The sequence below is a fragment of the Persicimonas caeni genome, from assembly GCF_006517175.1.
In the GTDB taxonomy this organism is placed as follows: Bacteria; Myxococcota_A; Bradymonadia; order Bradymonadales; family Bradymonadaceae; genus Persicimonas; species Persicimonas caeni.
In genome coordinates this window covers 4,816,477-4,831,600 of the sequence record NZ_CP041186.1, presented here as the reverse complement: position 1 = coordinate 4,831,600, position 15,124 = coordinate 4,816,477, and the positions used below count along the sequence as shown (strand labels likewise).

General features: G+C 65.1%; 11 protein-coding genes. 6 read left to right on the top strand and 5 right to left on the bottom strand.

Annotated features, from left to right (window positions below):
- Positions 1–19 precede the first annotated feature (19 nt).
- Entirely contained in the window at positions 20–460 is a 441-nt protein-coding gene (locus FIV42_RS17810; protein WP_141198989.1) for a hypothetical protein, read from the bottom strand.
- 383 nt (positions 461–843) lie between these two features.
- Here FIV42_RS17810 and FIV42_RS17805 point away from each other — a divergent pair, with 383 nt between their 5' ends.
- On the top strand, positions 844–1,242 hold the full coding sequence (locus FIV42_RS17805; RefSeq protein WP_141198988.1) for a hypothetical protein: 399 nt from the start codon (positions 844–846) through the stop codon (positions 1,240–1,242).
- Positions 1,243–1,600: 358 nt separating this feature from the next.
- Here FIV42_RS17805 and tnpC read toward each other — a convergent pair whose 3' ends face one another.
- Genes tnpC through FIV42_RS17785 form a run of 4 tightly spaced genes read right to left on the bottom strand, consistent with a single transcriptional unit; the run spans position 1,601 to position 5,099 of the window.
- A complete protein-coding gene (gene tnpC / locus FIV42_RS17800) occupies positions 1,601–3,133 on the bottom strand; it encodes an IS66 family transposase (protein WP_168210434.1) in 1,533 nt (510 codons plus the stop codon).
- Positions 3,134–3,173: 40 nt separating this feature from the next.
- The gene (gene tnpB / locus FIV42_RS17795; protein WP_141196693.1) at positions 3,174–3,539 is read right to left on the bottom strand and encodes an IS66 family insertion sequence element accessory protein TnpB; all 366 of its coding nucleotides are present in this window, start codon (positions 3,537–3,539) and stop codon (positions 3,174–3,176) included.
- Positions 3,533–3,865, bottom strand: coding sequence for an IS66 family insertion sequence element accessory protein TnpA (tnpA, locus tag FIV42_RS17790; protein ID WP_141196692.1), 333 nt, complete (start codon positions 3,863–3,865; stop codon positions 3,533–3,535). Before tnpA ends, tnpB begins: the two co-directional genes overlap by 7 nt.
- A gap of 49 nt (positions 3,866–3,914) precedes the next feature.
- On the bottom strand, positions 3,915–5,099 hold the full coding sequence (locus tag FIV42_RS17785; RefSeq protein ID WP_168211052.1) for an acyl-CoA dehydrogenase family protein: 1,185 nt from the start codon (positions 5,097–5,099) through the stop codon (positions 3,915–3,917).
- Positions 5,100–5,292: 193 nt separating this feature from the next.
- Here FIV42_RS17785 and FIV42_RS17780 point away from each other — a divergent pair, with 193 nt between their 5' ends.
- Genes FIV42_RS17780 through FIV42_RS17760 form a run of 5 tightly spaced genes read left to right on the top strand, consistent with a single transcriptional unit; the run spans position 5,293 to position 15,106 of the window.
- Positions 5,293–6,708, top strand: coding sequence for a CCA tRNA nucleotidyltransferase (locus tag FIV42_RS17780; protein WP_168210734.1), 1,416 nt, complete (start codon positions 5,293–5,295; stop codon positions 6,706–6,708).
- Between the two features lie 3 nt (positions 6,709–6,711).
- Positions 6,712–11,037: an EB domain-containing protein gene (locus tag FIV42_RS17775; protein ID WP_141198985.1), complete on the top strand. Its 4,326-nt coding sequence runs from the start codon at positions 6,712–6,714 to the stop codon at positions 11,035–11,037.
- A 32-nt stretch (positions 11,038–11,069) separates the two neighbouring features.
- Positions 11,070–12,353, top strand: a complete 1,284-nt coding sequence (locus tag FIV42_RS17770; RefSeq protein WP_141198984.1) for a hypothetical protein — start codon at positions 11,070–11,072, stop codon at positions 12,351–12,353.
- A complete protein-coding gene (locus FIV42_RS17765) occupies positions 12,350–13,873 on the top strand; it encodes a hypothetical protein (protein WP_141198983.1) in 1,524 nt (507 codons plus the stop codon). The genes FIV42_RS17770 and FIV42_RS17765 overlap by 4 nt, the downstream gene beginning before the upstream one ends.
- Positions 13,874–15,106, top strand: coding sequence for a hypothetical protein (locus tag FIV42_RS17760; RefSeq protein WP_141198982.1), 1,233 nt, complete (start codon positions 13,874–13,876; stop codon positions 15,104–15,106).
- Positions 15,107–15,124 lie beyond the last annotated feature (18 nt).

Genomic DNA, 15,124 nt, shown 5'->3' with positions numbered 1-15,124 from the left:
CGCCCCCTGACGATAAAGCTCACTGGAGGTTTTCAAGATCAGCTAAGTCCTGATGTCGCCCGCTTGCCTGCTTGTTTTTCTTCAGATCATCCAAGCCGATAAAAGGCACCTCAACTTCCTCGATTTTCACGTTCTGACGATTCGGAAAACATTCGTCAAACGACAAGCCAGAGACGCTCGTAAGTAGATCGATACGCAGTGGAGGATAGCCGAGTTGAATGATCTGGTCGGGCTCCAGAAAGTCTTCGACTTTCAGCTCAAGCGCACCGAAGCCGAAGTCTTCGAGCGCCAGGAGGAGTCGGCGAGCGTTTTCAGCAGAGGGTTCGACCCACACGCCCAAGTCTTTGGTGTAGCGCGGATGGCCGTGGTACGCGACGGCATATCCACCGACGATGAGAAACCGTACATCACGAACGTTTGCACACGCGATAAACTCTCTGAAGTCGGGGGATATCTTCATCCTCAGGGTCCTCGGGCCAGTCGTGATACTCTCGGCGAATCGTCTCGACGGTCTCAATCCTCTCTTCGGGAGGACGCGATCGCCAAAATGCGGCGTCGCTCGCAGCCTCGTGTAAGCTCACCTTCTTGACGACTGTGCGATCTATCTGTCGATCCATGAGGATGGAGGGTAAGAAGTATTGTGGAAACCGGCGACCACGCGTCCTAAATATACCGACGAGGCGTCCAGATTCCAACGCCCCGTCTTTCGCAGCCATCGCACGGTGTCTGGCACCGCGTCAGTCCGCGAGGTGGACGTTACCTTGTGGGCGGATAGTTCACGACGATCTTGACGGTCGCGCTGAAGACAAGTCTTCTGACACTGTTTCGACCCGGAGGCCCTCAATGACATACTTTTTGGCAGTTGCGGCCCCCACAGAACAGTCGCAAATCGAAGCCGCCTTCGGCGATGCGTTCTACCTGAAGGACGCATCCGGCAGTCCAATCGGCGCTGCCGCGTTGGGCCACAAGGACGGTGCGGTGGTGCTCGTCAACTCAGGGCACGGCGCCACCCACATCGTATCTAGGCGAAAAGACGCTGACCGCCAGGTTGTCGACGGAGTTCGCAGGTTGCTCGAAAACGTACCCAGCGTGTCGGTTCTGCTACATCTGGCGAAGGGCGTCGTCTTGGAAGAACCCATCTCCGTTCGAGGACGGCGCCGCATGACCTTTCGAGAGTTCGCCGAGCTCTTTCCGGAACTCGAAGAGGACGTGCGATATGCTGTGGTGAACTCGTGGCAATGAATCGACCGATTCTGCCAAAGTGCCGGTCAACATGGTGTCTGACACCGCCTCAAGGCCCCAAGATGCCCTCCAAGCGAGCATCGCGAGCGCGCGCCGCGCTTTTTGCGGCGCCTCGGTAGCCTCGGGCGACCGGAGGGCGTCCGAGGGGAGGCGCGCTATTTGGGCGGACAAACTACGATTTGGGGGTCGCGTTTTTGGAACGTAGTCGTTCTCGATGCTCAACAACCCACCACGGTTGCCAGGTCGACCCTCAAATTGTTGTTTGTCCGCCCTAGCTCACACCTCTTTGTAGATCTCACGTAACCGACTGGCAGACATCGTTGCATAGCTCAACCCTACCGCAAACCCGCCCCGCATCTCAATCCTGAGGCTCCCAGTTGTACGGCATCAGCTCCGAAATGGCTGACTGAGGATGGTCTTGGATGCGCATCAAGACGTCGGCCAGGTAGTCCTGGGGGTTGACGTCGTTGGCGATGCAGGTCGCCACGAGCGATTGCAGGATGGCCAAGTTCTCGCCGGCCTGATCATTTCCGACGAAGAGAAAGTTCTTTCGGCCCAGCGCGATGAGCCGCAGGTTTCGCTCGCTCAGGTTGTTGTCGAGGCTGACCTGCGCATTGTTCAGAAAGACGCTGAGCGCCTCGCGCTGCTTGAGCGTGTAGTTGATGGCGCGGCCCAGCGGGCTCTTGGGCGGATGCAGCGGCTTTTGGACATCGAGCCACTCAAAAATACCGCCGATTATCTTTGTGCTCTTCGTCTGGCGCAGCGTAAGCAGCAAATGTGGCTTACTTCCGATAACTGGCTCGTCTGCCGCAAGATACTCCACCCCATAGAGCTCCAAAATCTGAGACATCATGTGGTCGGCCTCCACAGGGGCCGTGGAGCGCGCTTCGAAGAATTTGCGGCGCACGTGTGCCCAGCAGCCGGCGCGCTCGCGGCCGCTCGGACAGGTCACCTTGTTATAGCCGGTGTAGCCGTCGACCTGCAGGGTGCCGGTGGTCCCGCCGAGCACCTGCACCGGGGTTTCGCCGCCGCGAGACGGGCTGTAAACGTAGCTTATCTTTTTGCCCGCGATAAACGTCCACATCCATCCGCGCCGGCATTTTCCCTTGGCCTGCACCCGAATCGGGGTCTCGTCGGCCGAGACGTCCGCGCTCTGGGCGACGTCGCCGACCAAGTAGGCCCACAGCGGCCGCAACAGCCAGGCGGTGCGGTGGTACAGGTCCAAAAGCGTGCTCTTGTTCATCGGGATACCGACGCGGCGAAGCCGCTTTGCCTGCCGCTCGATGGGCAGGCTGTCGGCACACTTGGACACCACCACGTTGGCGTGCAGCCCCGGCCCGTACATCCCGCCCTCGCAGACCCGCTGAGGCGTTTGGCCGTACAGAAACTCGCCGCACTCGCACACCGCGCGATGCTGGCGGTGCTCACGGCGCACGAAATGCGCCGGCACGTACTCGTATTCGTAGCTGACCGCATCGGCCAGCGGGCTTGCTTGGTGGGAGTGTCGGCCGCAGCCGTGGCAATTGGGCTCGACGATGGGATGCTCGACCACCTCTTTGCGCGCGGCCTTTCGCTTCTTCTCGGCGTTTTTCTCGCGCCGCTTTTGCGCCCTGTGCAGCCGCTCCTTTTTCTGCTCGGCAGTCTCCCGGCGCGCTTGCTTCTTTCGAAGCTGGGTCTTCAGCGACGGCAGTCGCTCCGACGAGCTTCCAAACATCGCCCGTTGAAACTGCTCGAGCTGATGGCTCTGGCGAGCGATCGTCTCGCGCAAGTCGTCGATGAGCGCGTAGAGCGTGGCAATGAGCGCGGCGAGCTGACGCAGAAGACCCCGAGCGCTCGCACCATCGAGCTTCTGGATGTCTTCTGGGGTCGGGATGTCGATCCGCTCGGCCATAGAGCAGGTTAGATCACAGAAGTGATCGGATGTCGATCCCTTAGCTCGCATTTCTGGTTTCCGGCGGCTGCCACAATTTCGGGCGTCGAAGTCGGCTAAAGTCGATGCCCTCCAAAAGAAGTGTGAGCTGGGCTGCGTCGAGTCGAAGGGTCGCGTCGGCCGCAGCGATTTTGGGTCGCTTGAAGGTGCCCTTCTCCAGACGCTTGTAGAAGACGACGAAGCCGCCGGTGTCCCAGGTCAGAATCTTGAGTCTGTCGCCTCGCTTGGAGATGAACACGAAAAGGTGGCCGGAAAAGACGTCTTCGCCGAACTGGCGAACCAAAGCGCTCAGACCGTCGATGCCCTTGCGCATGTCGACCGGCTCGCGGGCGAGATAGATGCGCACTCCTCTGGGTAAGGTCAGCATGAGCTCGCCTCCTTGAGTGCAGCGAGCTCAGCCAGCCATCCCGGGTCGGGCAGCGCGGTCAAATGCAAACGCAACTCTCCGAGCTCGAGCGTGACCTGCTGGGGCGATGGGTCGACCTGGCTGGTGTCGACTTCGATAAATCGAGGTGCGGATGGGCCGGCTGTGGATGCTTCTTCGCGGCGCAGCCGGTACAGCCAGCTTCGGAAGGTGTCGGTGCGTACACCGTACTTCTGGGCGAATTCCTTCTGGGTGATGTCGCTGGACTGCTCGTACTTCTGAACGAGGGACGACCAGAATGGGCGGCCGCGTCTCTTCGGGGATGCCATGCGTGACTCCTTTAGCGTGAGTGACGCACAGATTATGCTGGGGAGGGGCTCAGGTGCTCAAGAACGAGGTCTGCCGGTCGGTTACGATCTCACGGCTGATGATCAGACGCTGGATCTGACTCGTGCCCTCGTAGATTTGGTAGATCTTCGAGTCGCGGTACAGCTTCTCGACCGGGTACTCTTTGTTGAAGCCAAACCCGCCGTAGACCTGCACGGCGTCGGTGGCGATTTTCTGCGCCTGGTCGGCGGCAAACGCCTTGGCGAAGGCGGCTTCTTTGGTGTTGCGCTCGCCGCGGTCGTGGCGCCAGGCGGCCTTGCGCACCAGCTGACGGGCGGCTTCGATGTTCATGGCCATCTCGGCGATCATGAAGCTGATGGCCTGGTTTTTGGCGATGGGCTTGCCGAAGGCCTTGCGCTCGAGCGAGTAGTCGCGGGCGTACTCGAAGGCGGCCTGGGCCAGGCCGACGGCGCCGGCGGCGACCAAGGGGCGCGACTTGTCGAAGGCGTGCATCGCCTGCATCCAGCCCACGCCCTCTTTGCCGCCGAGTAGGTTCTCCTCGGGGACCTCGACGTCGTCGAAGGTGATGGCGCGGGTGTCCGAGGCGCGCTGCCCCATATTGTCTTCCTTCTTGCCCACCTCGATGCCGGGGGTGTCGGCGTCGACGATAAAACCGCTCATGCCTTTGTAGCCGGCGTCCTTGTTGGTGTAGGCGACCACGAAGAACCAGGAGCACTTGCCTCCGTTGGTGATCCACATCTTTTGGCCGTTCAGGACGTACTTGTCGCCCTTTTTGACCGCGGTGGTGCCCATGCCGGCGACGTCGCTGCCGGCGCCCGGCTCGGTCACCGCGTAGGCGGCCATGTGCGGGGTGCCGTCTTCTTTGGGCGGGCCGACGAGCATGCCCAGGTACTTCTCCTTTTGCTCGTCGGTGCCGTACATGATCACCGGGCCGCTGGCGAGCTGGTTGGCCTCCATGGCCGTCGAAATGCCGGTGCAGCCCCAGGCGAGTTCCTCGGTGATGATCGACGAGTCGAGGGTGCCCAGGCCCAGGCCACCGTACTCGGTGGGGACCATCGTGTTGGTCAAGCCAAGCTCGTGCGCCTTCTTGATGACCTCCCAGGGGTACTCACCGGTGCGGTCGTGGTGCTCGGCGACCGGGCGGATGACGTCGCGAGCGAAGTCGCGCGCCGTCTTCTGGTACATCTTCTGATCTTCTGTCAGTCCGTAATCGATCATGGTGGTCTCGGGGGTTTAGGGTTTAGGGGTTTTGGGATTTTGGGGTTTCGGGGTTGCTCGGGGTCGTGGAGTTTCGGGTTATGATGGGTGAATGAGGGTTCATTGTCGAGGGGTTTTGGCCTCGCGACGGTCGCCCTCTGGGGCGACGTCTGCTATAGAGAGGCCCCACAACTCATACCAACGACGCACCATGAAATATCCCGATTCCGTCAAAAAACTCTTCAAAGCCTTCGAAGACGCCGGACGCGACCTCTATCTGGTCGGCGGCGCTGTACGCGACTACGAACTCGGCGAGCCGGTCGAAAACCTGGATGACTGGGATTTCTGCACCGACTCGCGGCCCAAAGAGACCGCCAGGATTCTGCGCAGCAACAACTTCCAGGTCTACGAGCTGGGCGCCGAGTTCGGCACGGTGGGCGCGGTCTTGTACGGCCCCGACGGCGAGCCGATAGACGTCCAGATCACGACCTACCGCTCCGAGGAGTATTACCGGCGCGGCAGCCGCCACCCGATCGTGGAGTTTGGCGACACTATCGAGCAGGACCTGGGCCGCCGCGACTTCTCCATCAACTCGATGGCGCTCGACGGCAACGGCGACCTGGTCGACCCGTACGACGGCAAGAAAGACCTGCAAGACGGCATCTTGCGCGTCATCGGCGACCCGCTCGAGACGCTCGCCGAAGATCCGCTGCGCATCCTTCGCATCGGCCGGTTCATGAGCAAGCTCGGCTTCGAGCCCACAGCGGACTTGCGCAAGGCGGCCACCGAGCGCGCCGACGGCATCCTCGACATCAGCGCCGAGCGCTGGCTGCAGGAGATGACCAAGCTGCTCAAGGGGCCGTTCGTGTCCCAATCGCTTCGGTTTTTGCATGAGATTCGAATTCTTGGCATCATCTTGCCCGAAGTCGACTCATTGATTGGTTTTCACACGACCAGCCCGGTGCCCCACCGGGACCTGTTTACCGAGACCCTCCAGGTCCTCGAGCAGGCCCCGCGAGCGGGACGGCTGCGCTGGGCGTCGCTTTTGTGTAACATCGGCAAACGCTGGACACGTATCGTCCGAGAAGACGACACGATCGCGTTTCCGGGACACCAGAAGCAGGCGGCGATGCTCGCCGGCGAGATCGCGCGGCGTTTCCGCTTCGACAACGACACCGCCGATGAGGTGCGCTTTTTGGTTCGCTATCACGGCCGAGAGCGCCAGTACGAGCCGCAGTGGTCCGACGCGCAGGTGCGTCGCTACGTGCGCCGCGCCGATCCGTACGTCGACAGCATGCTCGCGTTTGCCCGGGCCACCGTGGTCGACGTGACCGACACTGGCCAGGCGCACACCCTCGAGCAGATCGACCAACTCGAGGAGCGCATCGAGGCGCTCGAAGAGGCCGGCACGCTCCGCCCCGAGCTCCCCTCCGGGCTGGGCAACGGCATCATGAAGACCCTGGGCCTCAAGCCATCTCCGATGGTCGGCGAGGTCAAAGATTGGCTCGAAGAAGAGATCATTGAAGACCGGCTGGAATCTGGGCGCGAGCCCGCATACTATGTTGACTACTTGAAAAACTCGCCGCCGGACTTTTTGTCCGCGGCTCTTTCTGATGATGAGGAGTGACGAATGGTGGAGCGCAGCTGGGGCCTCCCCTCTTGGATGACGCGCAAGCTAGCGGTGGTGTCGATGGCCATTTTCATGGCCGCCTGCTCCGATAGCGGTTGCGACTGCGAGGGCTTCGAGACGGCGGAATATCCCGCCGAACATTACGACAAAACCCTTACTCGCGGCGCACAAGTGCGTGTGACCCAGTCGGGCTTCGACTATCTGGAAGGCCAGGTACCCACCCTGATCAGCCAGTTCCAGCCAGGTGGCCTGAGCTTCTGCGTGCCGCGCGACGACGGCAACAACCCGGCGATCTGCCTCGACCACACCTGCGCCGACGGCTCGCCGGGCTGTCAGATCGACCTGGCGGTCGACGACGCCGAGATCACTCCCGTCCCCTCGGACACCCTCGAGGTGGCGATCACCATCGGCGATATCGGCGGCCAAGACGCCAACGGAAACTGGCAGGACGAGCTCGACATCGAGTACGACACCGGCTGGTTGGGCACCATCGACTGCGATGTGCACCTTTGGGAAAAAGGCGCGTCCCAAAGCACCCCCGGCACACTCGACGCCACCCTGCCGGTCATGTTCAGCATCGACCAGAACTCGCCGACCGGTGACGTACGCATCGATCTGGGCGAGATCCAGATGGAAGACATCACCCAGCAGGTCGACTTCGAACTCGACGGCGGCATCGGTTGCACGGTGGGTAACTGGCTGAGCGGCTTGCTGCGCGGCCAGCTCGAAGACCAGGTCAAGTCGATGCTCGAAGACACCATCGCCGACCTCGAAGCCCAGCAGCTTTGCCGCGCCTGCGGCGACGGCGAGCCGGTCTGCCCGAGCAACTCGACCTGCGGAGACAACAACGGCACCCAATCGTGCATGTACTCCGACGGCACCTGCGTGCCCGCAAGCTTCGGCGTCGAGGGTAACCTGATGCTCGGCCAGGTCATCGGCGACTTTACCCAAAACCCCGACTCCAAAGTCCACACGATGTTCAAGTTGGCTGACATGGCCGACGTCGACACCGGGCTGAACTTGGGCGGACGCATCGGCTCCCAGCCCGAAGAGTTCGCCCGCTGCATCCCCGTCGACCCGACCACGCGCCCCAGCTTCGATCCGGTCGACCGCTCGTCGTCCATCCTGACCGACTCGCGCCCCGGCGGCGACCCCTTCATGGTCGGCATCGGCATGCACAAGCGTTCGGTCGAGCATGTCCTGTGGTCGACCTGGGGAAGCGGCGCGCTGTGCATGAAGATCGACAGCAACGACGTCTCCCAGCTTTCGGCCAACACCCTCGGCGCGCTGCTGCCGAGCATCAAAAAATTGGCCGGCGGCGACGCGATGCTCTACCTGCAAATCGCCCCGCAGACCGGCCCCACGGTCAAGCTGGGCGCCAACACGGTGACCCCGGACGGCGACACCTACGCCATCGACGACCCGCTGATGACCCTCGACTGGCGCGACCTCGACCTGCACTTCTACGTGTTCGCCAAGGAGCGCTTCGTGCGCGTATTCACCCTGCGCGCCGACATGTTGCTTCCGATTGCGCTGGCCGCCGACGGCCAGGGAAGCATCGTGCCGGTGCTCGGTGACCTCGAAGGCGCCGTGCAGAATATCCGACCGATTCGCACCGAGCTTCTCAAAGAAGATCCCCAGCGCATCATCGACCTGATTCCGACGCTCATGGGCATGGCGCTGCCGAGCCTGGCCGGCTCCATCAGCCAGCCCATCGAGCTTCCCGAGTTCGTGGGCATGCGCATCGCGCTCGAGCAAGACGACATCACCAGCGTCGACAACAACACCATGATCGCGCTGTACGCCGACCTGGTGCCCGCGGGCACCCAGCCGATGTCGATGATGCTCGACACGAGCATCGTCGACACCTCCGTCGACCTGAGCGAGTGGACCGCCTCGGGCGTGCCGCGCCCGAAGGCCATCGTCGACGTCGTCTCGGTGCTGCCGGCTTATGCCAACGCCGAGATGTCCTCGGACATCGAGTACAGCTACCGCGTCGACGGCGGCATCTGGAGCATGTACCAGCGCACGACGCGCCTCGAAATCCAAGACCCGATGCTCGTGCTCGAAGGCGAGCACCGCATCGAAGTGCGCGCGCGCTTCCGCGGCGACGCCGACTCGAGCGAGCTCGAGCCGGCCCAGACCTTCGTGACCGTCGACTACTCGGCGCCCGACTTCGCCATCGAGCGTGACGGCGAGCTCGTCACCCTCGACGCGCAGGACGCCGTCGACGCCCCCGAAGACCTGATGTTCCGCTACCGCGTGGTCGACGGCCAAGGCGAGAGCCAGTGGACGCCGTGGCTGCCCGAGCGCACCATCGACCTGGCCGCCATCGGCGCGCCCGAGCACTTCCGCCTCGTCGCCCAGGTGCGCGACAGCGCCGGCCACGTCTCCGAAGACGAGCAAAACGTCGTCTGGGAGCCGATGGATTACGACGACGCCGCGCCCACCCTCGACACCGACACCAGCGAGCCGAAGGCCGGCTGTCAGGCCGCCGGAAGCAGCTCGCCGATGGGCGCGGCCGGAGGACTCCTGGCCATCTTCGGCGTGGCCATGCTGCTGTGGCGTCGGCGCAAGTCGACCCAACTCTTCCGTCGCGCCAGCATTCTGGTGGTGGCCATCGCCGCCATCGGCCTGACCGGCTGCGACGACGACGCCGGCAGCAAGGACCAGCCGCAGACCTGTGAGCCGGCGTGCGCTGACAACCAGGAATGCGTCGAGGGCACCTGCGAGCTCATCGAAGGCGCCTGCGAGACCGACGACCAATGCTCCTGCCCCGAAGGCGAAATCGCTACCTGCGGCGACGACGGCATGTGCGCCTGCGAAGTCGCCTGCAGCGAGGGCTGCGGCGACGACCAGTTCTGCTGCTACGCGTCGAACTCCTGCCAAGACCTGCCCGACCCGTGCGCCGACACCGTCTGCGACCCGGGCTTCGAGCCCAAGGCGACCAGCCAGGGCACCGGCGACTCGACCACCTGCGAAGTCACCGGCGCGGCCTGCGAGTGTGTCTCGCTTCCGCCGCTGCCCATGGGCGTCCACGGTGAGTACGCCTCGGTCGCCCAAAACGGCGACGTGCGCGCTTCCGCCGTCTACAACCGCACCTACACCGACCTGATGGTCGCCACCGTCGACCAAAACGGCGAGCCGACCTGGTACTTCGTCGACGGCCTGCCCGATGACGGCGACGTCGAAGGCGCGCTCGACGGCCCCCGCGGCGGCATCGCCGACACCGGCACCAACGTCGGCACGCACACCGCCACCGGCGTCGACGCCAACGGCAACATCCACGTGCTGTACCGCGACGAAGAAAACGGAGACCTCAAGTACGCCCGCGGCACCAGCGGCGCCGACGGCTACACCTTCGAACTCAAGACCCTCGACGACGCCGGCGACACCGGCCTGTGGTCGAGCATGGTCATCCAGGGCGGCAACGTCTACGCGGTCTACGCGGCCTTCCAGGTCGAAGACGCCACCGACGGTTGGCAGACCCAGCTTCGCTACATCGACTTCCCGGCCGACGCCGCACTCGACGCCCTCGCCCCCACCCCTGAGGTGGTCTACGCGGCGGCGACCGACAACCCCTGCGGCGGCGCCTGCGGTGGATTCGAGCTTTGCTTCCCGGGCGATACGCCCACCTGCTCGGAGCCGACCGACGACTGCGCCGATAGCTGCGGCGACGGCCTCGAGTGCTACAACGGTGCCTGCGAGCCGTACTACACCCGCGGCAAGCGCGCCTACCCGATGATGGTCGGTCTGTACGCCCACCTGAGCACGACGAGCGACGGCCTGGCGGTGACCTTCTACGATCACCTGCAGCAGCAGGTCGGCTGGTCCACCCGCGCGAACGACACCTGGGCCGAGGCCACTCTGCTCGGCGCAGCCAGCGGCCCGTACGTCTCCGGCGCGGTCGACGCCGACGGCAACGTCCACCTGGCCTACATGGACACGCAAACCCAGCAGTTGGTCTACGAGATCCCCGGCCAGAACACCCGCGAGACGATCGCCGACGGCGTGCGCGACACCACCGAAGGCTACGTGCTCAACGATATCGGTGAGGACGTCGAGTTGCGCCTCGAGAGCGACGGCACGGTGCGCGTGCTCTACCAAGACGCCACCTGGCACAAGCTGCACATCGCCACTCGCGATGCGAGCGGCAACTGGACGGTGGACACGTTGAGCGAGCCGGGCGATCCTTATTCTGGCTCGCACGGCTTCTTCGCCGCGATGGTCCGCAACGCGGACAGCTCGGATCTGGCCGTCGACTTCGTCCTCAACAACCAGGCCGATCCGGCCGAGGGTAAACCGGAGTTCCATACGCTTCCGTGACACTGACCACCCGCCGTATATGCTGGTCTTCCGTGCTGGTCGCGCTCGCCGTCCTGGCGAGCTGCGACCGCACGGGAGCCACCGCCTGCGACCCCGCCTGCGAAGCCGGCTTGGTCTGCGACACCGACGACGGCGAGTGCATCCCTCCGCGCATCGAACCTCTCGAAGAGACTCCTGCTGGGCGCTCCGTTCGCCTGGGCATCATCGACGACCAGACCTTTCTGGCGGCCATCGATCCGGCCGACGGCCAGGTTCTGGTGGGCACGGCGGACGAAGAGCCGACGATGTACGCCCTGGCTGACATCACCCGCCCTCTGGGCCGCAAGCTGGCCCTGGCGACCTCGGCGTCGACGGTCGCCGTCGCCTGGCTCGAGCAAGACCGAAAGTACCGCGTCGCCATCCATCAACTCGACGACGCCGCCGACCGCTGGCGCCTGCTCCCGCCCATCACCTCCGGCTCACAAGCCGGCTCGCAGGATTACCGCGGCTCGGAGCACTTCGACCTGACCATTGACACGACGGGGCGCATCCACCTGGCGTTTCACGACGCCCAGGCACGCTCTCTGAATGTGCTCAGCGGCCAGGCCGACGCCGGACCGTGGACGATGGCCGTGGTCGACGACCCCTCGGAGCAATCCGACTTGGCCGCCTGCTCGGAGCAGCGCCGCCGCCTCTCCGGCCAAGGCCTTGGGTATCACCCCGACGTGATCACGAGCGCAGGGTCGACCTTTATCGCCTATCACGACAAAGATTGCGGCGATCTGCGCCTGGCCAGCCGCATCGACGGCGCCTGGACGACCACGGTGGTCGACACCGGCGACTTCGAGCGCGAGGACGACCTGGAGCTCACCAGTGGAGTCACCGGCAAATTTCCGTCGCTGGCCATCGATCGCTCGGGCAACCTTGCGATCGCCTACCAGGACGACACGCGCGGCCAGCTTCTGCTGGCCTATAGCCGCGAGGGCCAGTTTACGATCGAGGTCGCCGACCCGGGCTTCGAGGTCGACGAGTTCGGCCGCAAGCGCAAACACCTCGTGGGCGGCTTCGCCAGCCTGGTCTTCGACGACCGCGACATCCCCTGGATCGCCTACATCGACGCGACCACCGCGCGGCTGCGGCTCGCCCACCGGCGCCGCACGCTCGACCTGGACGGCACCTGGGCGCAGCAGACCGTCGACGGACGCCCGCCGACCGGCTTCTCGGCCTCGCTCGGCTTCTCGACCTCCCTGGGACTGACGATCGCCACCGAGCAGTTGCGCCCGCGGCGCGACGGCCTCGAATCACGCCTCGACCTGCTCAGAGAGGAGGAGTTTTGAGGCTCCCTGTCCTGCATCCGACGCTTCTGTTGGCCGCGCTCGCCGCGACGATGCTCCTGCCGAGCGGGTGTGACGACGTGCGCTTCCAGCCCGGCGCACGCAGCGCGCAGCCGCCGGTCTTCCAGCCGCGCACTATGCGCTCGCTGGTCAGCCCGCAGGGCCTCGAGCGCCTCTACCGCGCCGAGCATCCCGGTGGAATCACGCTGGCCTACCCGAGCGAGACATCGGACGCCTTCGGCCTCGACCTGACCCTCGGTCCGATCGACCGCCAGGTGAGCGTGCAGACCTGGCAGGTCGACGCCCAACCCGACGCGCTGACGGTGAACATCGAGTCGAATAACGTCGCCGTGACCGTGCCGGTGCGCATCGCCGAGGGCGTCGGCGCGCGTATCTGCCGCTACTCGGTAGAGGCCGACCGGGCCTCCATCGAAAGCGACGTCGCGCTCGGCCACGATGGCGACGTGCCCACCTTCGAGGCCGTCGGCGGGCGCACCGTCGACCTGAGCAATCCGCAGGTCAGCCTCATCGGCGACTGCCGTCCGCTCGAGGCGCAGGCCGAAGACGACGCCTTCGCCGTCGAGCAACTCTTCGTCGACTACCTCGAACGCGCCTGGACCGAATCGGGGCGCAAAGCCATCGCCATCGCCCCGCTCGACAGTCTCGGGCTGGTCCACAGCGTCGTCGGCCTCCAGCGGTTGAGCAGCTTCGAGAACCGCCGCGGCCAACTTCAAGTCTCGGGCCGCGTCACCCAGAGCAACGGCTCGAGCTTGTCGCCCGAGGGCTTCGACGTCGATCTCGACATGGCGCTCAACAGCCGCCGCGCCGACTGCGCGCCCGCAAGAGACCCCGAGGCCCCGGCGACTCTGTCGGCCGACGAGGTCCCCGCCGCCGAAGTCGAGCGCGCCGGAGCCGACGTGGGCATCGCCGTGGCCGCCCCGCTCGTGTTGCGACTCGCCCAGACGAGCACCCTGGCCGGGTTTGGCTGCCGCGGCCTCGAGAACCTGTCGTTCGACGGCGGCGGCTCGAACGTGGCCACTGACGACCTGATGCTCGAAGACGTCGGCCTGGGCGAGTTGCCCATCGGCGCCTGGGTCGAGCCGGTGGTCGTCCCCGGCGAGCTGCCCGAGCTCGAGATGGACCCCGTCAACGGCACCATCGAGCTCGCGTGGAACGACCTGTCGGTCGATCTATACGCCCAGATGCAAGAGGTGCCCGTGCGCATCGCGCAGGTCACCGCCACCGTCATCGTCTCGCTTCGCCCCACCGAGCGCCTCGACAGCATCGCGTTCACCGTCGACTCGGTCTTCGTGAGCGCCGCGTCGGTGCAGTCGCAGTGGAGCTACGAGGTGCCCTTCGACAGCGACCTGGTGCGCTGGACCCGACGCACCATGATGCTCGTGCTCGAGGACGCCTTCTCGCTGCCCATCCCCCTCGACCCGAGCGCGCCGCTGCACCTCATCGACTCGCAGGTGCGCGCCAACGACGTGCTGCTCTTCTTTGAATTCGACCGACTCTTCTAGATGACCGCTCTTTCGTTCCGCCTGGTGCTTGTGTGCCGTCTCGCGCTCCTCGGCGCCCTCCTCTGTACCCTCACAGGCACCCTGGCCGCTTGCTCGGATCCGCCGCCGCCCAAGGTCGGCGACGCATGCAGCTCTCTGTCGGACTGTCTCGGGGGAACGAACCTGGTGTGTGACGAGGGCGCGTGCGCCGTCATCGGCTGCGACTCGGCCGCCGAGTGCCCCGGCGAGTCGACCTGCGTCGACAGCATCTGCGGGCCGGCCGAGTGTGCCACGGGCGACGACTGCGCCGACGGGGCTGTCTGCTGGTCGGGCTGGTGCGTCGAGGACGGCTGCCTCGACAAGAGCGCGTGCGACCGCGGGCAAGTCTGCCTGGGCACCCCGCCCATGTGCACCGCCCCGCCCGAGCAATGCACCTCCGACCGCCAATGCCCCACGGGCGAGACCTGCCTCGTCGACAGGCGCCGCTGCACGCCCCAATGCACCGACGACGCCGACTGCCCCTCGTTCAACTACTGCCTCGAGGGCCTCTGCCGAGAGCCCTGCCGCGACGACGCCGAATGCCCCGGCGAATTGTCGTGCGTCGACGATCGCTGCACCGAATTGCCCGACTGCAGCGACGCCCCCGCCTGCTCCGGGCTGCGCCCCTACCGCGACCCGCTCACCTGCGCCTGCGTGGGTTGCCTGGCCAACTCCGACTGCGACCTGACTCGCCAGGAGTTCTGCACCACCGACGGCCAATGCCTGCTTTGCGCCGAGCCGGGCAGCTCCGACGAAGACTGCGCCTCGCGCGGGCAGTACTACGTCGACGGATGCTGCACCGAATGCCTCGACGACACCCACTGCCCCACCTCGCAAGCCCCCTACTGCGAGCGCGGCCGCTGCGTGGGCGTCGACGGCCCCGACTGCATCGCCCAGAGCGACTGCGCCGACGGGCTCGTCTGCGACCGCGGCGCCTGCATCGAGCCGCCGAGCTACGCAGCCTGCGACACCCAGGGCGACTGCCCACAGGGCGAAGCTTGCTACGCCGACGGATTATGCCGCGCCGCCTCCGAGGTGTGCACCGACTGCCCCACCCCGAGCCGCTGCGTCGCCGAACCGGGCGACCAGACCGGCACCTGCGCCGGCTGCACCGCACACTGCGACGCGGACGGATGCCCCGACGGGCAAGTCTGCTTCGTGACCGAAGGCAGCGCCGAGGGAGTTTGCGTCGACGCCGAACTCTCCGGTTGTTGACGCCTTCCGCCCATCCGT